The 23,314-nt window shown below is 35.4% G+C and carries 23 protein-coding genes; 22 read left to right on the top strand and 1 reads right to left on the bottom strand.

Annotated elements, in window-relative coordinates:
• Positions 1-466 precede the first annotated feature (466 nt).
• From J2Z35_RS10545 to J2Z35_RS10510, 8 genes are all read left to right on the top strand, one after another.
• Positions 467-2,452, top strand: a complete 1,986-nt coding sequence (locus J2Z35_RS10545; protein WP_209661370.1) for a methyl-accepting chemotaxis protein — start codon at positions 467-469, stop codon at positions 2,450-2,452.
• A gap of 248 nt (positions 2,453-2,700) precedes the next feature.
• Complete coding sequence (locus J2Z35_RS10540; protein WP_209661369.1) at positions 2,701-3,696, top strand: LCP family protein; 996 nt, start codon at positions 2,701-2,703, stop codon at positions 3,694-3,696.
• The gene (locus tag J2Z35_RS10535) at positions 3,677-4,003 is read left to right on the top strand and encodes a hypothetical protein (RefSeq protein WP_209661368.1); all 327 of its coding nucleotides are present in this window, start codon (positions 3,677-3,679) and stop codon (positions 4,001-4,003) included. Before J2Z35_RS10540 ends, J2Z35_RS10535 begins: the two co-directional genes overlap by 20 nt.
• Before the next feature lie 23 nt (positions 4,004-4,026).
• Positions 4,027-5,259, top strand: coding sequence for an MFS transporter (locus tag J2Z35_RS10530; protein ID WP_209661367.1), 1,233 nt, complete (start codon positions 4,027-4,029; stop codon positions 5,257-5,259).
• Entirely contained in the window at positions 5,246-5,599 is a 354-nt protein-coding gene (locus J2Z35_RS10525; RefSeq protein ID WP_209661366.1) for a hypothetical protein, read from the top strand. Before J2Z35_RS10530 ends, J2Z35_RS10525 begins: the two co-directional genes overlap by 14 nt.
• Positions 5,600-5,635: 36 nt before the next feature.
• The gene (locus tag J2Z35_RS10520) at positions 5,636-6,973 is read left to right on the top strand and encodes an FG-GAP repeat domain-containing protein (protein ID WP_209661365.1); all 1,338 of its coding nucleotides are present in this window, start codon (positions 5,636-5,638) and stop codon (positions 6,971-6,973) included.
• A 17-nt stretch (positions 6,974-6,990) separates the two neighbouring features.
• The gene (locus J2Z35_RS10515) at positions 6,991-7,689 is read left to right on the top strand and encodes a response regulator transcription factor (RefSeq protein WP_209661364.1); all 699 of its coding nucleotides are present in this window, start codon (positions 6,991-6,993) and stop codon (positions 7,687-7,689) included.
• A complete protein-coding gene (locus J2Z35_RS10510; protein WP_245330859.1) occupies positions 7,679-9,091 on the top strand; it encodes a sensor histidine kinase in 1,413 nt (470 codons plus the stop codon). The genes J2Z35_RS10515 and J2Z35_RS10510 overlap by 11 nt, the downstream gene beginning before the upstream one ends.
• A gap of 61 nt (positions 9,092-9,152) precedes the next feature.
• Here J2Z35_RS10510 and tyrS read toward each other — a convergent pair whose 3' ends face one another.
• Entirely contained in the window at positions 9,153-10,379 is a 1,227-nt protein-coding gene (gene tyrS, locus J2Z35_RS10505; protein ID WP_209661362.1) for a tyrosine--tRNA ligase, read from the bottom strand.
• A 151-nt stretch (positions 10,380-10,530) separates the two neighbouring features.
• Here tyrS and J2Z35_RS10500 point away from each other — a divergent pair, with 151 nt between their 5' ends.
• The 14 genes from J2Z35_RS10500 (at position 10,531) to J2Z35_RS10435 (ending at position 23,303) form a co-directional block, all read left to right on the top strand.
• Positions 10,531-11,451 carry a hemolysin family protein gene (locus J2Z35_RS10500; RefSeq protein ID WP_209661361.1) on the top strand — a complete coding sequence of 307 codons (921 nt, stop codon included), beginning with the start codon at positions 10,531-10,533 and terminating at the stop codon, positions 11,449-11,451.
• A 189-nt stretch (positions 11,452-11,640) separates the two neighbouring features.
• Positions 11,641-12,633: a LacI family DNA-binding transcriptional regulator gene (locus tag J2Z35_RS10495; RefSeq protein ID WP_209661360.1), complete on the top strand. Its 993-nt coding sequence runs from the start codon at positions 11,641-11,643 to the stop codon at positions 12,631-12,633.
• An 11-nt stretch (positions 12,634-12,644) separates the two neighbouring features.
• Complete coding sequence (gene rbsK / locus J2Z35_RS10490) at positions 12,645-13,553, top strand: ribokinase (protein WP_209661359.1); 909 nt, start codon at positions 12,645-12,647, stop codon at positions 13,551-13,553.
• A gap of 3 nt (positions 13,554-13,556) precedes the next feature.
• A complete protein-coding gene (rbsD, locus tag J2Z35_RS10485) occupies positions 13,557-13,952 on the top strand; it encodes a D-ribose pyranase (RefSeq protein ID WP_209661358.1) in 396 nt (131 codons plus the stop codon).
• Between the two features lie 20 nt (positions 13,953-13,972).
• The gene (locus J2Z35_RS10480) at positions 13,973-15,448 is read left to right on the top strand and encodes a sugar ABC transporter ATP-binding protein (protein ID WP_245330858.1); all 1,476 of its coding nucleotides are present in this window, start codon (positions 13,973-13,975) and stop codon (positions 15,446-15,448) included.
• 26 nt (positions 15,449-15,474) lie between these two features.
• Entirely contained in the window at positions 15,475-16,416 is a 942-nt protein-coding gene (gene rbsC, locus J2Z35_RS10475) for a ribose ABC transporter permease (RefSeq protein WP_209661357.1), read from the top strand.
• Positions 16,417-16,431: 15 nt separating this feature from the next.
• The gene (gene rbsB / locus J2Z35_RS10470; protein ID WP_209661356.1) at positions 16,432-17,364 is read left to right on the top strand and encodes a ribose ABC transporter substrate-binding protein RbsB; all 933 of its coding nucleotides are present in this window, start codon (positions 16,432-16,434) and stop codon (positions 17,362-17,364) included.
• A 346-nt stretch (positions 17,365-17,710) separates the two neighbouring features.
• Positions 17,711-17,911 carry a Flp family type IVb pilin gene (locus tag J2Z35_RS10465; RefSeq protein ID WP_245330857.1) on the top strand — a complete coding sequence of 67 codons (201 nt, stop codon included), beginning with the start codon at positions 17,711-17,713 and terminating at the stop codon, positions 17,909-17,911.
• 203 nt (positions 17,912-18,114) lie between these two features.
• Positions 18,115-18,519 (top strand): TadE/TadG family type IV pilus assembly protein, encoded by a 405-nt coding sequence (locus J2Z35_RS10460; RefSeq protein ID WP_209661355.1) that lies wholly within the window; start codon positions 18,115-18,117, stop codon positions 18,517-18,519.
• A gap of 10 nt (positions 18,520-18,529) precedes the next feature.
• Positions 18,530-19,468: a pilus assembly protein TadG-related protein gene (locus tag J2Z35_RS10455; protein ID WP_209661354.1), complete on the top strand. Its 939-nt coding sequence runs from the start codon at positions 18,530-18,532 to the stop codon at positions 19,466-19,468.
• 11 nt (positions 19,469-19,479) lie between these two features.
• Positions 19,480-20,214 (top strand): Flp pilus assembly protein CpaB, encoded by a 735-nt coding sequence (gene cpaB / locus J2Z35_RS10450; protein ID WP_209661353.1) that lies wholly within the window; start codon positions 19,480-19,482, stop codon positions 20,212-20,214.
• A 16-nt stretch (positions 20,215-20,230) separates the two neighbouring features.
• Complete coding sequence (locus J2Z35_RS10445; protein WP_209661352.1) at positions 20,231-20,974, top strand: AAA family ATPase; 744 nt, start codon at positions 20,231-20,233, stop codon at positions 20,972-20,974.
• Complete coding sequence (locus tag J2Z35_RS10440) at positions 20,974-22,305, top strand: CpaF family protein (protein ID WP_209661351.1); 1,332 nt, start codon at positions 20,974-20,976, stop codon at positions 22,303-22,305. The genes J2Z35_RS10445 and J2Z35_RS10440 overlap by 1 nt, the downstream gene beginning before the upstream one ends.
• Before the next feature lie 14 nt (positions 22,306-22,319).
• A complete protein-coding gene (locus J2Z35_RS10435) occupies positions 22,320-23,303 on the top strand; it encodes a type II secretion system F family protein (protein WP_209661350.1) in 984 nt (327 codons plus the stop codon).
• Positions 23,304-23,314: the final 11 nt, after the last annotated feature.

The raw sequence follows: 23,314 nt of genomic DNA, 5'->3' as shown, positions 1-23,314 counted from the left end.
TTAATTTGCTGCCTTTTTTTTATATTTTTTTAAGAATTAAAAAAAGCGACAAAGTCGCTTTTTAGAAAGGGGCTATTTCCCGACAGCCCCTTTTTAATGCGTATAACAAAGCAAAAAATTAACAAAAGAAAAATTACATAAAAAGTAAAAAAATTTAAACTAAAATATTTTTATTTACGAAATAAAATATAGATTTTCCAAGGGTTATATAGTTTACTGAAAATTAGTAGCAAAAAAGTCCTGTTTGCTTGGGCTTTTTCGGGAATAATTGGTTTAAATATACTAAAGTGATTGTCATAAAATGTCGAAATATAATATAGCTTAAAATTTTAAATCAAACTCATTTGGAATTATTATTAAAATTTCATACATGACAAATGATAAGTAGACATATATAATGTAAAGAGTTATATATAAAATTAAAAATGAAGAATTTGGAAAATCTATTACGTGGGGAGATGAATTTATGAGGCTGAAAATAGGACAGAAAATGGTGTTAGGACTTATTTTGTTAATAACTTTGCCACTTCTTATAGTGGGTTATAGGACTGCTAGCACTACGAAATCTGTAATGACTGAGCAATATGTAAATGCTATGAATGAGATCAATGGAGCAACGACTGCTTCTCTTGAAAATCTACTTGAAGGTTATGGAAAAGGTTTGCAGCTTGTGAGCCAAAATTACAATGCTAGAACTATAGTTTCTAATCCGGAGTTTGAGTTTTTTCTTCTGGATGCCTTTGACGATTATCTAAAGGTTAATCCAGATGTATCCAATATTTATATAGGAACTGAGGAAGGATCTATGCTAATATACCCAGATCCAGGTCTTCCAGAGGGATATGACCCAAGGACAAGACCTTGGTATGAAGACGGAATGAGTTCTAAAGAACTTGTATGGACTGATCCATATCCAGATGCAAATACTGGAGCTATAGTAGTGACGGCTTCAATTCCTGTATACGACAATGAAGATGACAACCTAATCATTGGAATTATGGCAATTGATCTTTATCTAGACTACTTTACTGAGCTTGTAAAGCAATTAAAGTTAGGAGAGTCTGGAAAGGCATATATAGTAGCATCAGATGGCTCTATAATAGCACATGAAGACCCAGAAATGCTTGGGCAGAAGGTTTCAGATGAGCAGCTAGCTCATATTAAATCAGATGAAAGAGCTCAAAGAGATTATAGCGATGAAACTGGAGATAGAAGGTTTGAGATAGTTAGAAGATTTAGCAGTATGGACTGGTATCTTGTAAACAGCATATCCTATAGCGAGATAACAGATATAACAAATGATATGACACTAAACACCACAATTATCGGGGGAATAGCTTTTCTAATAGCAATAGGTATAGGTATACTTGCATCTAGATATATTTCAAAACCTATAAAAGAAATTGAAAATAAGATGAGCCTTGTAAAAGAAGGGGATTTTACAGTTAGAATGGATGTAAAATCAAAAGATGAAATAGGAAGTCTATCACAGAGCTTTAATGAGATGATAGAAAAGGTTAAGGATCTTATGGTATCCACAATTCAGGTTAGTGAAGAGGTACGAAATGCTTCTGAAAATCTGGCGGCATTTTCTCAGCAGACCAGTGCATCATCTACAGAGGTTGCAAACACAGTAGAGGAAATCGCTAGGGGAGCATCGGAGCAAGCTGAAGAGACAGAAAAGGGAGTAAAGGTAGCAAATACCCTTTCATTTAAATTTGAAGAGCTTTCACTAAGTAGTGAAGGTATGGATGAGGATGCAAAAAGCACTATAGAGGTAAATAAAGAAGGTGTTAGGAGTCTTGAAGAACTTAAAAAGACAAGTGAGATAACTAAGTCATCCACAGAAAGAGTAGAAGCGGCTATAGTTGAGCTTGATAAAAGTGCTAACTCCATAAATGCAATACTTGAGACAATAACCGCAATATCAAGCCAGACAAATCTGCTTGCATTAAATGCATCTATAGAAGCAGCTAGAGCAGGAGAAGCAGGAAAAGGGTTTGCTGTTGTAGCAGATGAAATCAGAAAACTGGCTGAAGGCTCAGATAGAGCAGCCCACGAAATAAAAGTTATACTTGACCAAATCCAGTATGATAGTAAAAATACAGTAGATATAATGAGCGAGGTAAAGACTATATATGATGAGCAGGAATCATCTGTGGAAAAAGTGAATCTTGCTTTTATAGAAATATCAAAATCAATAGGAAATGTGGTTCAGAAGATAAAATCAATTACAAGACAGATAGACGACCTAAAGACAGAAAAGGAAACCATAGTAAGCTCTATGGAAAATATATCTGCAGTATCTGAAGAAACTGCTGCAGCATCAGAAGAGGTTACAGCATCAATGCAGCAACAGGCAGAAGCAGTAGAGCAGGTTGCAGAAAGCGCATCTCGTCTGAGCAGGCTTTCGGGAGAACTTATGAGTAAGCTAAAAATGTTCAAAATATAATAAAGACTTAGGGCAGGTATCTTTAAGGTACCTGTCTTTTGATTTTAAAAATAAAGTTTTTAGATTACTTGCTACAGGTAGATTACAATTGTGCCTTTTTCATTTACGCAACAGTTAATTAGCAGTAAAATAGGAATAGAACATGAATAGTAAAAAGATAGCATAAATAGCAAAGAGACAAAAAATAGTGAAAAACAAAAAAAGAATAATGAGACAGAAAAATAATAAATAGGATAAAGGTGGTTTATTTGAAAAAGTATTTGAAATATCTTGTTATTTTTTTAGGGGTATTTGGGGCTATCCTCGGTGGAGGTATTTTTGCAATAAACAGGTACTATAACGCTACCTCATTTGAGGAATTTGAAGCAATATACCAAGAGCAAGAGATAGAGGAAGTAGAAGAAATCGAAACCGCAGAGGAAAAGGAGCAAAGAGAGCTTGACGAAAGATACGGAAAAACGAGAAGGGTTAATATACTTCTTGTAGGAATAGATGGAGTAAGGACAGATACCTTGATGGTTCTTAGCTACGATCAGGAAGATAATATGCTTGATATAATATCTATCCCAAGAGATACCTATATAGATTTATACGGATATAGAGACCCGGCTAGGAAAAAAATAAACTCAGTATATGGCTATCCAGAAGGACGAGGCGGAATAAAAGGAACTGCAGAGGCAGTATCAAAAATACTTGGAGTAACTATTCACAATTATGCTGTTGTGGATTACAAAGGTGTTAGAGAGATTGTGGACTCTATAGGTGGGGTAGAAGTAGATATACCATTTAGAATGGTTTATGATGACCCTTATGATACTCCCCCTTTAAAAATAAGATTTGAAAAGGGTAAAAAGCTTCTTGATGGAGAAGATGCTGTAAAATACCTAAGATGGAGAAAAAATAACTCTGGAGCTGCAGGGGGAGAAGGGGATTTAGGAAGAATAAGCAGGCAGCAAGAATTTGTAATGGTTGCGATGAAAAAAGCAATGAATCCAATAAGACTTCCAAATGTTATAAGTACGGGACTTCAAAATACAAAAACAAGTCTTACATTAACAGAAGCACTTTACTATGGAACAAAAGCTTTGAATATGAATGACACAGATATAAATGCATATAGCCTACCAGGAGAAGACAGATTAGAAAATGGTGCTTGGTATTTTGAACATGATAGAGAAAAAACTAGAGCGTTGATGAGGAACTTATATAGAGGGATAAGACCTGTTGAAGACGAAGGGAATTGATTTTATGAAAAAAGAGGACAAGCTGGATGAACAAAGCAAGTTTATTATAACGGCTCTAATACTAGCACTTGCAATACTTTTTTTACCCCCTCTTATAAATAGCGCAAAGCTTACAAGCATAGATTCAGGTTTTGAAAGTGAAGAGATAGAAGAAGAGATATTAGGGATAGAAGCAGAAGAGGAAGAGGAAGTGATGGAAGAAATCCTAGATGAAGAAATGCTTGAAGAAGAGGAAGAATTTTCCGAGGACGAATTCAATGTAGGGGATTCTCTAAATGATAAGCTTATGGAAGGAAATGTAGACTGATAATTTGAATCAAGGGGGAAAAAATGGATCAGGGAGAAAAAAAGGGGCTTGGAAAAAATATAAACCTCTATCTCACTGCGAATCTTCTAATATCCTTTGCATATGGGATATTTATGATGTTTGCAGCTTTATATCTTAAAGAGGTAGGTTATGGAGAAAATTTTGTAGGAAAAATGCTGTCTTCTCACACTCTGTCTACAGCAATATTTTCAGTTTTTGGAGCATATCTTGTAGGGCGGATAGGAAAGAAAAAAAGCATATTGATTGGAATCTTCGGGCTTTTTTTTGGAATGCTTCTTATGGTAAAAGTAGATTCCTCATACCTCATAATAATGATGGGTATACTTAGCGGCTTTGGATATGCCATAAAAAATACAGTTGAAGCAATGTTTCTAACTGAAAACGCTCCTATAGAGAGCAGAGTCCTTGCTTTTAGCATGAATTTTACAGCAATGAACCTGGGTATGACGAGCTCTAATCTAATGGGCGGTTTTATCTCGGATTTTTTGTCGAATTATCTAGGTTCAGTTGGAGCGTTGTCCGCTGTCCTTTCTATGGGAGGATTTATAGTTTTAATTGCAGCTATTCCAGTGCTAATGCTTCATGAAAATAAAATAATACATAGAAGAACCGTATCTGAATATCTATTAGGATACAAAAATATACTTATAAGTAGTAAGTCTGCTAACAGGTTCCTTCTTTTTAATGGAACTATAGGGATGGGTGCAGGGATGGTGGTCCCTTTTTTTAGCGTATACCTAAAATATTCCCTAAATGTAGATGATTCTATAGTAGGCTCGATACTCTCATTTTCTCAGTTTGGATGTGTACTTGGAGGGCTGCTTATTCCGGTCCTCGTAGGGAAAATAGGAGCACATAGAGCAATAGTGCTTTGTCAACTTTTATCAATACCATTTTTGATATCGATAGCCTTTCCACAAGGAATACTGCTTATAGCAATATCTTTTTTTATGAGGTCATCTCTTATGAATATGGCTTTTCCTTTGATACAAAATATTGGTATGGAAATGGTTCATCCATTAGACAGAGCTAATCTTTCAAGTCTTATGTCTCTTTCTGGAAATCTCACTAGAGCTCTCGGGATATCTGTAGGGGGATTTATAATGGAAAACTATAGCTATAATATGCCTTATTACTTTACTGTGGGACTTTATCTTATAGCTACATCAATGTTTGTATTTATGTTTAAAGGAGAGGTCTTAAGAAAGGAGTCCCCAACTTATGGAGCATCATAAAGCTGCTTTTGAAGTGAATAAATGGCTAAAAATTGTCATTCCTATATTTGCTATTGTGAATATTATACAGATTTTACCCCTTGTATTTTCTTTCTCTGAAGCGGCAAATCTACTTGGAGGAAATTTCATAGTATTTTCCGTAATTATTTTGACATTGATTAATGTACTTTTTCTCGGTATGCTATTTCTAGGAAAAAAAATTGGGTTTTACGGTTTTTTAATTTCTCAGATATCTCTTTCGATACTTGGATTTTCAAGCGGAATCTATGGCTTTGAAGAAGGTGTAGTAAGACCTGTTGTGATGATGGTACTCATATACACAGGAGTAAAGCTAAGATAATGATATCTGGGACTTATATGGAAGGGTGCTTTAATAGTGAAAAATTTTTTAAAAACAGTTCTTTTAGTGACCTTTTTAGGGACAGTCCTCTCTGGCTGCACAAGAGTCGCTACACCAGAAGAGCTACTACATCCTCCAGAGCTTAATTTGGAGAAAAAGGGCATGAAAGATGCTATGGAAAAATTCCTCCCTGCAAATGCTACATTTACTGTACTTCCTGCTCTCGACGAAATAGAAAAGGAAGATGCCTTTACAAAGAGAGATTTGGATGGAAGCGGCACAGAGGAGCTTATAGCATTTTACAGAGATAAAAGCACTAAGCTTATAGGGATCATGGTTTTAAGGGAAAAAAATGGTGTTTGGAGTAGTATTGCAGACATAAAGCTAAAATCCTTTGAGATACTTCAGTACAGCATAAAGGACCTTGATGGAGATGGAAAGAGAGAGATAATAATCGGAACACAAGGGGATGAACAGTTTAGCTATGGCAAAAAACTTACTATTCTTGGATTCAATGGGGATAGTATTGAGCCTATAGTAGAGATGCCATATCTAGCAGGCGATGTATATGATATAAATGGAGATGGATTTTACGAGGTAGTAGTGACATATCAGGATACTACAACCCTTGAAAATAGACTAAGAGTTATGAACTATAAAGACGAAAAAATGAATAGGATGGCAGAAACAGGTTTATATCCAGGGACTGAGCCATATTCTATTAAGATAAGCGGAATATATGATGATAAGAAGGCGATATTTGTAGATTCCTTTATAGGTGGGCAAGAAGGAAAGACAGAGGTGTTTTTTTACACTGATAAAAGCTTAAAGGACAGTGTGGAGGTTCTCGGACTTTCTCTTCCTAAAAAGGTATTTCCAGTTCAAAGTAAAGATATGGACTCAAATGGAATAATGGAGATAGGATTCCCATTCTTACCTCCAGATGGGAAAAATATGTACGAACCCTCAAAGCCTTGGGTGAAAAGCTACTATAATATAACAAATGAAGGAACCTTAAAACTCAGCAAACAGATATACGAAGATTATAGGATGGGCTTTTTATTTGAAATACCTGAAAGCTTCACATCAAGATATACTCTTGAAAAAGATGATGAAGAAAGAGTGCTAAGAGTTAATTTTATAGACTCTCAAAATAACCCTCATCTGCTTTCTGAGATAAGAATCATGAATAAATCAGAGTGGGAGCAGACAGAGCAAGTCCTTCAAGTAATATCTGAAAGTAGTGAAGAGATAACCGGAGGACGAGTCGAAGACTTTTCTGAAGACTTAAATGAAGAAGATAAGGCACTTTATTTGAGGATGAGATCAGATATACTCAATCTTTCCAATGTAACCAAGCCAATAGGACTTTAAAATAAGGAGTGAACCCTTTGAAGATATTAGTATTAGAAGATGAATACTCCATAAGAAGCTTTGTAACTATAAACCTAAAGCGAGAAGGCTATGAGGTTTTCGAAGCATCTACAGGGGAAGAAGCAGTAGAAGTTTTTGAAAAAAATAATGATATAAGGTTAGCTATACTTGATGTAATGCTACCTGGGATAGATGGCTTTGAAGTCCTTAAAAGACTTAGAGAAAAAAGCCCTTCAATTGGAATCATAATGCTTACAGCAAGAACTCAAGAGCAGGATAAGGTTTTAGGACTTGAGTATGGAGCAGATGATTATATAAGCAAGCCGTTTAGCCCTACAGAACTTGTGGCAAGAATAAAATCACTTACAAGAAGAATCTCCTTGAGTGATGTTGTAGATTATGAAAAAGACGAAATTAGAAGTGGACATTTTACACTAAAGCTATCAGATAGAAAATTCTATAAAAGTGATAAAGAAATCGAGCTTACTCCAAAGGAGTTTGAAATACTTGATCTTTTTATGAGAAATAAGGGAAAATCTCTAAGCAGAGACCAGATATTAAATGAAATCTGGGGAAAAAATTACTTTGGAGACTTGAAGGTGGTTGACGTAAATATGAGAAGAATCAGAAAAAAAATAGAAAAGGACCCTGCCAATCCTTGTTACCTCAAGACTGTATGGGGATATGGATATAGGTGGGAAGAGGATGAAAGTTAGATCAAGTATAAGGAGCAGGATAATAATAAATTTTGGAGCTATAGTAATAGCAACAGTTATAGTTCTTGAAGTCTTTTTTGTGATATTTGTTCAAAACTATTACTTTGGAGGAGTAGAACAAATTTTAAGAGATAGGGTAACTATGACCTCAGAGTTTTTAAATAGATACTTTAATTACTCTACAGCCCAAGAAAAATCCAAGTTCCTTTTTGAAAATTCTATGTCTTCCTATGATTCTAAGTTTTTGATTCAGATACTAGATTCAAACGCTACAGTTATAATGGACTCAAATGGATTTTCAGATCCAGTACCTATAGAATCTGAGGATGTAAAGGCGGCATTTGAAAATAGACTTGTAATATATGAAGGAAAAAGCGAAGTCACAGGTGAACGGATAATGTCTGCAACTAGGCCTCTTGTCAGATATAATCAAATTGATGGGGCTATAAGATTTACTGTATCACTTGATAGCGTATATAAAGAGGTAAGGCAGTATGTCCTTGGAGGTATTTTGCTTGGGTTTACCGTGATACTCTTTTTTATGGTCATGGCTATAATAATATCCAAGTCTATCGTAAATCCAATCAAACAGTTAAATACAGTTGCAAAGCATATGGCTCTAGGGGATTTTGAGAAAAAAGCAATTAAGATGTATGATGATGAGATAGGTCAGCTTTCAGATACTATGAACTTTATGGCAGAAGAGATTTTAAAGGCTGACAAACTAAAAATTGACTTCATATCCTCAATTTCCCATGAACTAAGAACTCCTCTTACTTCAATAAAGGGATGGTCCGAAACTCTACTTGCTGGAGATATAGAAAAAAACAGTGAGCTTGATATAGGGCTTAATATAATTTCTGGAGAAACCGATAGGCTCAAGGATATAGTTGAAGAACTTCTTGATTTTTCGAGGCTTGAATCAACTACCATGAGAGTAAATATGAAACCTATGAGTCCTAAAAAGGTACTTGAAGAGGTTTATAAGCAGTTTATACCAAGAGCAGAAGGAATTAATCTTACCTGCAATTCCCAAGGGGAAGAGACCTTTGTAATGGGTGATGTAAATAGAATAAGACAGGTATTTATCAATCTCCTTGCAAATGCTCTAAAGTTTACACCTCAAGGAGGGACTATTCATCTTGAAGCTATAGGATATAAAGAAAAGATAGAAATAAATATTTCTGACACAGGAATTGGAATATCAAAAGAAAATATTGAAAAAATAAGAGAGAAATTTTATAAAGTAAGTCACAATTCTCCAGGAAGTGGCCTTGGACTTTCTATTGTTGATGAGATTTTAAAGATTCATAGTTCAACAATGGAGATAGAAAGTGAGATTGGAAAAGGCACTGTAATTAAAATCATTATGCCTTCCATAACCTCAAAAGAAAGTATATAAAAAAACTAAAAAATAAAGCCAACGTAGTGTAAAATTTTACAATGCGTTGGCTTTTGTCATTTTATACAGGTTTTACCTGGTGGAAGGTTTTCTTTCCTTTTTTTATCATTATTACTCCATCTTTAATCATTGAAGAGTCTAATTTGTAGTCTATGGAGTCCACCTTTACATCGTTTACAGATATTCCTCCTTGAGCAATTAGCCTTCTAGCTTCCCCTTTTGAAGGAACCAAAGAAGTAAGACTAAGGATTTCAATAATTCCTATTCCATCCTCAAGGTCTGAAGAAGAGATTTCTGTAGTAGGTGCGTTATCTGAAACATTTCCTTTTGCAAATATGGCCCTTGCGGCTTCAAGGGAAGATGTTGCATCTTCTTCGCCATGAACGAGCTTTGTAACTTCGTAAGCCAGTATTTCTTTAGCTTCATTTATTTTAGAACCTTCTAGGCTTCCAAGTCTTCTAACTTCATCCATAGGAAGGAATGTAAGAAGGGCAAGGCACTTCTCCACAGATGCATCCTCTATATTTCTCCAGTACTGAAAAAACTCGTATGGAGAAGTTTTTTCTCTATCAAGCCACACTGCGCCAGACATGGTCTTTCCCATTTTTTTCCCATCTGCTGTAGTAAGAAGGTTAAAAGTCATACCAAAAGCCTGTTTTTGCTCTTTTCTTCTTATGAGGTCGGTACCAGCTATAATATTTGACCACTGATCATCTCCACCAAGCTGAAGGGTGCATCCATGTCTTCTATTTAGCTCAAGAAAATCATAAGCCTGCATTATCATGTAGTTAAATTCAAGAAAAGATAGTCCTTTTTCCATTCTTGATTTGAAACATTCTGCAGTAAGCATTCTATTTACTGAAAAATGCTGGCCTATTTCCCTTAGAAAAGGTATATATGTAAGTCCCATAAGCCACTGTGCGTTGTCTACAAGAATTGCCTTGTCATCACTGAAATCAATAAATCTTCCTAGTTGTTCTTTGAATCTATCACCGTTGTGCTTTATAATTTCAGGAGTCATCATCTGCCTCATATCAGTTCTTCCAGATGGGTCGCCAATCATAGCTGTTCCACCACCTATAAGGACCACAGGCTTATGTCCAGCCATCTGAAGGTGTCTCATAGCCACTGCTTGAAGAAAATGACCTACATGGAGGCTGTCAGCGGTAGGGTCATAGCCAGTATAAAAAACAACCTTTTCTTTTCCTAAAAGCTCTTTTATCTCATCTTCGTGGGTAGCTTGGGCTATAAAACCACGTTCTTTAAGTACGTCAAACACATTGCTCATTTCCTCACCTCAATTTAAGTTTTATCTTTATATTATAATACTACGGACCTTAGAATTTCAAGGGACAAAAAAATTGTTCAATTTATGGTTAAGATGTTATAATGTATGGTAATAGTATTTTATAGAACATAAAAAATGGAGGGAAAAAAGAATGGAAGACGGCGTCGGGAGGACTTTCTTTGACATACTTAGAACACCACTAGGTATAATTTCGGGAGGAAGAAGTTTAAAAAACATTTTCGCTAAAGCAGATCATCCAGAAGATACCGAAGAAATGCTTAAAGATGAGCTTATTACTATTTTGGATGAAGAGGAAGAAAAAGGAGCAGTGAATCTGTTTGAAAAGGAAATGATTAAGAACGTCCTAAAACTCTACGAGACAAAGACTAAGGAGATTATGATCCCAAGGACATCCGTGTTTACTGTAAACATTGAAGATGAAACACCAGAAATCATTGACAGAATAATAGAGGAGAGGTATTCAAGAGTACCTGTCTATGAGAAGGAAATAGATAATATAATAGGAGTACTTCATATAAAGGATCTTCTTGAAGCTTCAAGAAAAGGAGACCTTGATAATATAGATATAAGATCTCTAATGAGAAAACCGTATTTTATTCATGAATATATGAGTATAGATGAGCTTTTTCTAGAAATGAAAAAGCTGAGAAATCATATGGCTTTAGTAATTGATGAATATGGTGGATTCTCTGGAATAATAACAATAGAAGACCTTGTGGAAGAGATAGTAGGAGATATATCAGATGAGGATGATGACATCATTGAAGAGGAAGAAATAGTGAAAATCAACGATGAGATATATGAAATTGAAGGACTTACAAGTATATCAGATATCAATGAGATGCTAAACATAGATCTTCCTACAGATACCAATGAAACAATTGGAGGGCTCCTTCTAGCTACACTTGGTAAAATACCTGATTTAAGCAATCCAGAAGATATAAAAAATGCAGAATTTGAGCATGTGGATTTAGAAGCTATTTCAGTTAGCGACAAAAGAATAGAAAAGCTAGTACTTAAAGTAAAAGATAGGGTAGAGAAGGAAGCATAATCAACTAAAATTATATTTATAAAATAAAAAAGGTCAGGATACTGAAAATATCAGTATGCTGACCTTTTTAAAATTATTTTTTTATAAAGGCTTTTTTTTATTATTGAAAATGTTTTCCTTAGATGATAGAATCAAGGTAAACGATTTACTAAAACGGTTACCTAACAATAAAATAGAAGAAGGGATTTTATGAAAACAACTATCAAGGATATAGCTAGGCTTTCAGGAGTCTCTACAACAACGGTGTCCAAAATCATCAATAAGAAGGATAAGGATATAAGTCAAGGGACAATAGACAGGGTAAATAATATTATGAGGGAACGAAACTATGTTCCAAGCACAATAGCAAGGAGCATGGTGACAAAAAAGACAAAAACTATAGGAATAATAATCCCTGACATAAGAAACCCTTTTTTTCCAGAGCTTACTAGAGGTGCTGAAGACATGGCTCATAGCCTTGGCTACAACCTTATGATATGTAATACAGATGATGATATAAAAAAAGAAAGGCAATATATGGATATACTCAAAAAGAAGATGGTAGATGGGATTATTTTTACAGCTTCATCTGCTGAAGTGGCTATATCACATATATCAAAGACGGACCCACCACTTGTACTTGTTGATAGAGATATAGATGTACCTAACTTAAAGGGAAGAATAATCGTAAACAATATAAATGGAGGGTATATTGGTACCAAGCATTTAATTGATAGAGGATGTAAAAAAATTGCAATAATTGCTGGTTCCAAATCTTCTCTTCCATCTGTTCATAGATATGAAGGGTATGTGAAAGCCATAGAGGAAAATGGTATAAAGCTTGATAAAGAGCTATGCAGATTTGGAAGCTTTAAAAGTGAATATGGATATGAGGCTACAATGGAAATACTAACTAAACATAATGATATAGATGGTATATTTTGTGCAAGTGACATGATAGCGATTGGTGCTATGAAGGCCGTAATTCAAAAAGGACTTAAAATTCCACAAGAAGTTAAAATAGTGGGTTTTGATGATATTTATATATCAGCATACTTGAATCCTGCACTTACAACAGTGAAGCAACCGATATATTCTATTGGCTCTGAGGCTGCAAAGCTTCTTATCGAGTCAATAGAAGATTCTAAAGAAAAAACAAGTATAGTACTTGAGACAGAGCTTGTAATAAGGGAAAGCACATAGGAGAGATGAATATGGGAATATGCGTAATAGGAAGCCTCAATATGGACCTTGTAGTAAGGGTAAAAGAAATTCCTAAAAAGGGTGAGACTGTGATTGGAAAGGACTTTAGCACAGTTCCAGGCGGTAAAGGAGCGAATCAGGCTGTTGCAGCTTCAAGGCTTGGAGCCAAGACATTTATGATAGGAAAAGTGGGAGATGACTCATTTGCTAAAAACCTCAAAGAATCATTGTCATCAAGTAATGTAGATATAAAAGGGTTACAGGAAGAGAAGAATCTCCCTACAGGAGTGGCTCTTATATCTGTTGATGAACATGGAGGAAACTCTATTATAGTAGCTCCTGGTGCGAATTTTGAAATGAGAAAAGAAGATATAGATAAAAACATGAGCCTAATTGAAGACTCAAAGATAGTAGTGCTGCAACACGAAATACCTATTGAAACTGTGAGCTATGCATTAGCTGCTGCAAAATCAAAAGGAAAAATTACAGTTCTTAACCCAGCGCCAGCTGATGAAGTATCTCTAGAGGCACTAAAAGGACTTGACTTTATAATACCAAATGAACATGAACTTGAGACTTTGTGCAAACAGAAGATTACAGATGAAAAAAGCATGATTGAAGGAGCAAAGAGCCTCATAGAAAAAGGGGTAAAAAATGTAATCATAACCCTTGGTGAAAAAGGATGCCTTCATGTGACCGCGAGTGAATCAATAAATTACGACGCGTTTAAAGTAGTAGCAGTTGATACTACAGCGGCGGGAGACAGCTTTATTGGAGGGTTTTGTGCAAATTATCTAAAAACTGGAGATATAAAAGCAGCTATAGTATTTGGACAAAAAACTGCTGCTTTATCTGTTACAAAATACGGAGCTCAAAGCTCGATACCTACCATTGAAGAATTTGAAGAATTTTGGAGGTAGATTATGAAAAAAACAAAACTTATTAATTCTGAGCTTTCCTATGAAATATCTAAGCTTGGACATACAGATGAAATAACAGTAGCAGACTGCGGGCTTCCTATTCCAAAAGATATAAATAGAATTGACCTTGCGCTAGTAAGAGGGATTCCAACATTTAAAGATACTCTAGAGGCTATACTTTTAGAGATGGAGGTTGAAGAGATAGTACTAGCGGAGGAAATAAAAGAAAATAATAGTGAAATCCTTGATTTTATAAAAGAAAAATTAGGGGATAAAAAGGTGAACTTTATCTCCCATGAAGAATTCAAAAAACGTACTCTTCACTCCAAAACGATTGTAAGGACAGGCGAAGCTTCACCCTATGCCAATGTAATACTTAAATCAGGAGTAGCTTTTTAGATTGGAAAGGAGCTTTAATCTTGAACATATTAAAGTTAGAAAATATATCCAAAAGTTTTCCGGGTGTAAAAGCATTAGATAATGTTTCCCTTAGAGGTTATGAAGGGGAGGCTATGGCTCTTCTTGGAGAAAATGGAGCCGGAAAATCCACTCTCATAAAAATCCTTGGAGGAGCTTACAAAAAGGATGAAGGGGATATATATATAGATGAAAAGAAGGTGGAAATATCAACTGTTCATGATTCTCAAGCCTTTGGAATTTCTGTAATACATCAGGAACTTAATCTGATGGAAAATATGACAGTGGCAGAAAATGTATTTATAGGAAGAGAGCCTAAAAAATCTTTTGGAATAATAGATAAAAACAAGCTAAAAAAAGATACATCTGAATTGCTAAATAGGCTGGGAGTAAATATAGATCCGGATGAAAAGGTTAAAAACCTCTCTATAGCCTCAAAGCAGATGGTGGAAATTGCGAAGGCGCTATCCCTTGATGCGAGAATCATCGTTATGGATGAGCCGACAGATGCCTTGACAGATAAAGAAGTAGACAAACTATTTGACGCAGTGAATGAACTAAAAAAACAAGGCAAAGCAATAATATATATCTCCCATAGACTTAAGGAAATATTTGAAATATGCGAAAAAGTCACTGTGCTAAGAGACGGTAAATATATCGGTGAAAAGCCTGTATCTGAAATAAATGAAGAGGCCCTTATCAATATGATGGTAGGAAGGGATATCAAGGAGCAGTTTCCTTATATTGATGTAAATTCTAAAGAGGTACTTCTGGAACTTAAAGATGTGAGTAATGAGTTTGTAAAAAACATATCTTTGAGTCTTAAAAAAGGGGAAATACTTGGAATAGCAGGTCTTGTAGGAGCTGGAAGGACAGAGCTTGCAAAAACCATATACGGTGCATATCCAAAATCCAGTGGAGAGATTATTTTAAAAGGAAAGGAAATTAATCCAAAGTCTACAAAAGAAGGACTCGACCTTGGGATATCATATATATCAGAAGACAGAAAAAAGGATGGACTTGTGCTTATAATGAGTGTCAAGGACAATATAACCCTATCTTCCCTAGATAAAGTAAATACGCCCCTTGGAATTGACAAGAAGAAGGAAAAGGAAGTTGCTGAAACCTTTAGAAATAAAATGAATATCAAGACATCAAGTCTTCAAAACAAAATTAAGAATCTCTCTGGAGGGAATCAGCAAAAGGCATCCATTGCAAAGGGCCTTATGAAAGATCCAGATGTCCTAATCATGGATGAACCTACAAGAGGAGTAGATGTAGGAGCAAAATACGAAATATATGAGCTTATGAATAATCTCAAAAAAGAAGGTAGAGGAATAATAATGATATCATCAGAAATGCCTGAGATACTTGGAGTAAGCGATAGAATACTAGTAATGCATGAAGGAGAAATCAAAGGAGAGCTTTCAAGGAATGATGCCAATCAGGAAAGTATAATGAAACTGATTCTCTCATAGTAATTAAAAATAAAGGAGCACAAAGGATGCAGGAAAAAAACAAACTTATATTAGAAAAACTCAAACCATTAATTGGACTTTTGATATTTTCAGTAATAATATCATTTATAAGTCCAAGGTTTGCAACATCTTCAAATATTTTAAATGTATTGAGACAAACCTCTATTAATGCAATAATAGCAGCTGGTATGACCTTTGTAATTCTTACAGGGGGGATAGATCTTTCGGTAGGCTCTGTCCTTGCATTTAGCTCAGCAGTGTGCGCTTATCTTCTTGCATCTGGGTATAATCTCTTTATATGTATAGGAGTAGCTATTTTGATTGGAGCACTATCTGGACTGTTTAACGCCATCATAATAACAAAAGGTAAAGTACAGCCATTTATAGCAACTCTTGCGACTATGACACTTCTTAGGGGAGCAACCCTTGTATTTACAGATGGGAGACCTATATCAGTTGCAGGGGCAAATGCTATTTCAGGCTTTAGATATATAGGAGCAGGGGCAATGTTTGGAATACCTGTACCTATAATTGTAATGCTATTTATATTTATAGTATGTTGGCATCTTCTTATGAACACAAGCTTTGGTAGACATCTTTATGCGGTAGGAGGCAATGAAGAAGCAGCAGCTCTTTCAGGACTTAGAACGGATAGAATAAAGGCCTCTGCATATATCATAAACGGAATGCTATCTGCTCTTGCCGGAATCATATTAACTGCAAGACTTGTATCTGCCCAACCTACAGCAGGCTCAGGATATGAGCTTGACGCTATTGCAGCAGTAGTGCTTGGAGGAACCTCACTTTCAGGAGGTCAAGGAAGTGTCGTAGGTACGATAATAGGAGCCTTAATTATAGGAATTTTAAATAATGCTCTTAATCTAATGAATGTATCTGCGTACTACCAAATGATTGCTAAGGCTATCGTCATACTGATTGCAGTATTGTTAGATAGAAAAGAAAAATAAGGAGGGAATTAAAAAATGAAAAAACTTGTACTTTTATTTACACTGCTTTTTGCACTATCAATATCCTTAATAGGGTGCACAACGACTGAACCTGAGCCAGCACCACCTGCAGACAATGAGGCAGAAGAGCCAGCTGAGGGAGGTACTATAGGACTTGTAGTATCGACACTAAATAACCCATTCTTTGTAGATCTTAGAGATGGAGCGGCGGAAAAAGCAAATGAAATGGGATTTGACCTTATAGTTCTTGATTCTCAAGACGACCCAGCAAGAGAGCTTTCAAATGTTGAGGACCTTGTAACTCAAGGAGTAGATATCATACTGATCAACCCTACGGATTCAGATGCAGTAGCATCTGCAATACTTGCAGCAAATGAAGCTGGAATACCTGTAATTACACTTGATAGAGGAGCTACATCGGGAGACGTAGTATCTCATATTGCATCAGACAACGTAGCTGGTGGAAGAATGGCTGGAGAATTTATAATTGAGCAGCTTGGGGGTTCTGGAAAAGTTGTAGAGCTTGAAGGTATACCAGGAACGTCAGCAGCAAGAGATAGAGGACAAGGCTTTAATGAGGCGATAGAAGGTTCAGAAATAGAAGTTGTTGCTAAGCAGGCAGCAGACTTTGATAGAACAAAAGGACTTTCAGTAATGGAAAACATACTTCAGGCTCAAAGTGAAATCGATGCAGTATTTGCCCACAACGATGAAATGGCACTAGGAGCACTAGAGGCAGTAAAAGCAAGTGGAAGAGATATACTGATAGTTGGATTTGACGCAACAGATGATGCTGTAAGCTCAGTTGAAGCTGGAGAGCTTGCTGCAACAGTAGCTCAGCAACCTAAGATGATAGGTTCTCACGGAATAGAAACAGCAGCAAAGGTTATGGCTGGAGAATCTGTAGAATCATTTATTCCAGTAGACCTAGAGTTAATCACTCAATAATTAAAATAAAACTAAAACATCATTTCATGTGCATTGCACACTCCCATTTTAAAAGGCCGCAAATATGCGGCCTTATTTTAGTAAAAAAAATTAATTTTTTAAAAGAAATTATCAAATGATAAAATATATAATCTTAGTAAAATATAATTACATTATAGTTTTGGTTAAAAAATAGTAATATTTTTGTTTGAATGCACTTTTCTCTAGGTATATATATATTAACAATTAGTTGTATAATACCTCAGATGCATAAAAATAGTCTTTTAGGGTGTGGAATTTTCGCAATATTTAGACTAAAGAGGTATAGTTTACTTTACTTTACGGGTTATTAAAAGGAGGGCTTGAGATGCTAGATTATATGAAGGCATTATTGTATCCGTTTATTGAGAGATTTGTAAAGGATGAAGAAGGACAGGGGCTAGTTGAGTATGCATTGATAATAGCACTAATAGCTATAGTTTTAGTAGGAGCATTACAGTTAGTTGAGGGTGGAATAGATGGAGTTTTTACTAAAATAAGCACTGCTTTAGGTGGAGCAGGAGAGTAAATTTGGTTTTTAATGAGAATTTATATTAAATAAAAAAAATAATTATTTGCCTTGCCTTATAATAAGGCAAGGCAAATTTTCATTTTCAGAAGGTTTAAATATTTTTGTAACTTTAATTTAAAAATCTTAGATGAAATATTAAGATTATTTAAAATAAAAAACTAATTTGATATTTTAGATACTTTTAGCTAGGTGGGATTAGTATGAAAGGTATATTTGGTCCGATAAAAAATTCAAAGGGTCAGAGTCTTGTGGAAACAGCACTAGTCCTTCCCCTTGTGATTCTCATAGTATTTGGCACCATAGAGTTTGGAAGGGTGTTTAATGCTTATTTAATTGTATCAAATGCATCTAGAGAAGGAGCAAGGGCAGCTGCAGTTGGAAAGTCAAACGCTGAAATCAATACTTTAGTTACTGACAAAGCATCTACGCTTGGAGCTGTAACTGTAACAATAAATCCATCTGGAAGTAGAACCTATGGAAATGAGGTTACTGTTACGGTAAATCATAATCTTAATCTCATAGTTCCTATAATAAGAACCATCATAGCTCCAGGAGGCATTCTTAATGTAAATTCTGCGACAAGTATGAGAGTTGAAAGTGAATGAGGGGATTAATATGAAAAAATTCATTTTTAGGTTTAAAGAGTTTAGACTTAAGGAGAATCTAGATGAAAGAGGCTCGATACTAGTTATTATAGCAATCACTATGGTAGTGCTTCTTGGTATGACAGCTCTTGTTACAGATGTAGGAGCTATGGCTCTAAATAGAAATAGACTTCAGGCAGCAGCAGACTCTGCAGCATTAGCAGGAGCCCAAGAGCTCCCTTTCGATACAGCTCTTGCAAGGTCAGTTGCTGAAGATTATTTAAATAAAAATATAAATAACTCTTTTACTTCAAATATAGCTTTTTCAGAATCTAATCAAAAGATAACCGTGGAGGTTACTAGAAATGTTGAATTTTCATTTGCAAGGATTCTAGGAATTAATGATAATGATGTAAATGTTAGTGCAGCAGCAATTAATGCTCCTGTAAAATCTGTAGTTAGTGGACTTAGACCATTTGCCATACTCCATGAAGATGCAGAAAAAATAGGACTTATTACTTTAAAGGTTGGAGATAAAAAAAATGCAGATAAAAATGATAGATTAGGACCTGGCAACTTTGGTGCAGTTGGTCTACTTCAGGGACATAGTGATAATGGTGCAAATGTTTATAGAGACAATATTCATAGTGGAACTACGGGTAACTACTGGATAGGAAAACAAATAGATACAGAAACCGGAAATATGGCGGGACCTACAGAGCAAGGTTTAGATAGTTTATTTAATGCAGAGGGAAGCCCCGCTACAATTATAGTTCCCATTGTAGACGAACTTTACGTAAATGGTAAAAAAGAAAGTACTATTGTTGGTTTTGCTGCATTTGAACTAAGAGAAGAAGAAAATACAGTTAAAGATGAAGTAAGTGGCAGATTTGTAAAATTTGTCACCCTTGGGTTAGGAGACACTGGAGCAGTAGATTACGGAGTGAGAGCAGTAAATCTAGTAGAATAGGGGGATTTTAGATGAAGGGCAGCAAGAGGCTTATATTACTCTCTATATTGATAGGAATTGCAACGGTTTTTGCAGTATACACATTTATTCAACGTGAGATCTCCAGAATGGACCCTGCCACATATAGCGAAATAGTTGTAGCCAATTCAGATATACAGGCTAGGACTAAAATTACTGCTGATATGTTAAAAAAGGAACGGATACAGGATGAATATATTCTTCCTGGTGCTATAAGGGATGAAGCTCAGATTGTAGGAAAATATGCAGCTGTGAAAATAGTTGAAAGTGAGCAGATAATAAATGATAGGCTTGTTGATCTTGATAGGACTTTTTTTTCATACAAAGTCCCTCTAGGATATGTGGCTATTACTATTCCAGTCGATTCTGTATCAGGTGTAGCCGATCAGATAAGACCTGGAGACTTTGTGGATGTATTTGTATATCTATCTGAAAAAGAAGTGAGCTCAGAAACAACATATATATTTAATCTCGAGGCATCTACTGATATGCTTCAAAATGTCCTTGTTTTATCTGTAGACAGATCTAGTGAAATTACAGATGAGCAGTCCCAGGAAAATGCTCAAGAAGATTCAAGAAAGATAACATTATCACTAGAGCCAAAGGATGCTGAGAAGCTTGTATTTGCAAATCAAACAGGATATATACATCTTGCACTTAGAAATCCTGAGGATGAAACTACTATAGAAACAGGTGGAACAATAAGACAGGATATAATCAATCGTTAGCTGGAGGGGATAAGCTATGAGAGATAAAAAAGGGAAGGTAATTTCGGTATTTAGCAATAAAGGGGGAGTAGGTAAGAGTACTATAGCTGTGAATCTAGCTGTATACTTAGCCTCAGTAGATGACAACAAAGTGGCTATTGTTGATCTTGACCTTATGTCAGGAGATATAGCTATAATGATGGATATAAATCCCAAAAGTACTATAGTGGATGTTACAAGGGATATATCAGGTGTTGACTATGATATCATAGACGATTATATGATAAGACATGAATCAAGTGTAATGGTTCTTCCTGCACCAATAACACCTGAACAGGCAGATTTTGTGTCAGTCAGTTGTGTTGATAAAGTAATAAATGTTCTTATGGAAAAATATGATTATATTATTGTTGATACAGGGCCAAATTTTGGAGATGTAAATCTTTCTGCTATGGATCATTCATCGAAGATACTATATGTTAGTACTATAGATATTCCTGCCATAAAAAACTCAAGAGTCGGTCTTGATATAATGAGAAGGTTAAATTATGATGAAGACAAGATCGGGGTAATACTTAATATGAATGACAAGAAGTATGGAGTTAGCATGAAGGATGTAGAGGGAACCCTTAAAAAGAAGATATCTAAAACTATTCCGATGGACAGTGCTACTGTGATAACCTCTGGAAACAAGGGGAAGCCTTTTGTACTAGATATGGCGAAGAAACCAATATCAAAAAGCATAGCAGAGATAGGGCAGTGGGTAAGGGGGGATAGTTAATGGCTCTTATTGATAGACTAAAAAAACAGGAACTTGAAGAAATAAAGTCTAAAGAAGCACCATTTCCTGTTGTTGAAGATAATAGTGATAAGATGTATCAGGTCACCCTTAAACTTCAGGAAAAATTGGTAAAACATACAGAAAAAAAAGAGTTGAATTCTGTAGATATAAGAGAGAAATTACAAGATTTTCTTCAAGAAATTTTGGAAGAGGACAATATATTTTTAACTCATCTTGAAAAAGAGGAAACAATAAATGCAGCTTATAATGATATTACCGGATATGGACCAATCACAGGTCTTATAAAAGATGATGCCATAACAGAGGTAATGATAAATGGACCTTATGATGTATATATTGAAAAAGAAGGAAAACTAGAAAAAACTAAAGTAAGGTTTAAGGATACATCTCAGCTAATGAAGGTTATAGAGAAGATAGTTGCACCAATAGGTAGAAGGATAGATGAGTCATCCCCTATGGTTGATGCAAGGCTTCCAGATGGCTCTAGAATAAATGCCATAATACCTCCTCTAGCTTTAGATGGACCTATTCTCACAATAAGAAAATTCGCAAAAGATCCATATACAGATAAAGATTTGATTGATATGGGAACAATGAATGTAGAGCTCATGGAGTTTTTAAAGGCTGCAGTAAAGGCAAGGCTAAATATACTCGTATCAGGAGGTACAGGAAGCGGAAAGACAACCACTCTTAATGTAATCTCTTCATTTATACCAGATGATGAGCGAATAGTAAGTATAGAGGATGCAGCAGAGCTTCAGCTTCATCAAGAACATGTGGTAAGGCTTGAGTCAAGACCTCCAAACATAGAAGGAAAGGGTGAGATAGTAATTAGAGATCTCGTTCGTAATGCTCTTCGTATGAGACCTGACAGGATAATCGTAGGTGAGGTAAGGTCTGGAGAGGCACTTGATATGCTTCAAGCAATGAATACAGGACACGATGGCTCTATAACTACAGGTCATGCCAACTCTCCAAGAGATATGCTTGCAAGGCTTGAAACTATGGTGCTTATGGCAGGCATGGACCTTCCCCTTAAGGCTATAAGAGAGCAGATAGCATCAGCAATTGACATAATAGTTCACCAATCAAGACTAAAGGATGGAACCAGAAAGGTAGTTAGCGTGATGGAGGTTCAAGGAATGGAGGAGGATATAATAACTCTTCAGGAGATATTCAAGATTCACATAGAGGGTAAAGACACAAGAGGAAGATTAAAAACATCCCTTAGAAGCACTGGAATCAAGCCTAAGGTTCTTCAGGATATTAAAGATGCAGGGATATTTTTAGATGAAAGTATATTCTCATAGAGGGGGGATTGGTCATGCTAGTATTGTCGCTTTTTTTAGCTTTTCTGACAGTCTTTATCTTGACCCTATCCCTTTTTCTTTATCTTGACCAAAGAAGACCAATCAGTCGTCTGGATAGATATTTTAATGAATCTAATTACAGATATGATGATGGTTTTGAGCTTGCAAAGAAAAAAAGACAGAAGGTTGATTTGAAAAAAACATATAGAGAAAAAGTAGAAAAATCAGAAAAGGAAAAAGGGAATTTATCTTACTATAGAGACCTTATTGATACAAGGCTTGATCAGGCTGAGATTCTGCTTACAGTTGAAGAATTTTTTATGGCAGGACTTATCACAACTTTAATATCAGGAATCTTAATTATGATTTTAACGGGTTCATTTTTAGGAACTATAATAGTAGTTTCTGTTGTTCCGTTTTTATTTGTACTTTATGTAAGGTATAAGGAAAATAAGACACTGGAAATGTTTAATAGCCAGATATCTGATACTATGGATATGATGGCAGGTACTTTAAGAGCTGGGTATAGCTTCATGCAAGCTATGGAAACCATATCTAGAGAGATGCCTAAGCCTATATCCAAAGAATTTGGAAAGACAATTAAGGAAATGAGACTTGGAATTAAACAAGAGGATGCACTCAAAGATATGGTAAAAAGGGTAAAAAGTGAAGATCTTGACCTTTTAGTTACTGCAATTATAATAAACAGGCAGGTAGGGGGAAATCTTGCTGAGATAATGGACAATATTTCTTCCACCATAAGGGAGAGATATAGGATAAAAGGTGAAGTAAGGGTACTAACATCCCAAGCTAGACTATCTGGATATGTTGTAATGTTTCTTCCCTTTGCACTTGTTGTATTTCTATTTCTTTTTAGCCCAGATCACATACTTTCATTATTTTCAGACCCGCTGGGGATAATTATGATTATACTTGCAATTGCAGGTCAGATTATAGGATATATGTTTATTAGAAAATTCATGGATATAAGGTATTAAGGAGGGGATGT

This window comes from Acetoanaerobium pronyense (assembly GCF_017874355.1).
Classification (GTDB): Bacteria; Bacillota; Clostridia; order Peptostreptococcales; family Filifactoraceae; genus Acetoanaerobium; species Acetoanaerobium pronyense.
Note: the sequence above shows the minus strand (reverse complement) of the source record. Positions and strands in the feature narration are given on the sequence as shown.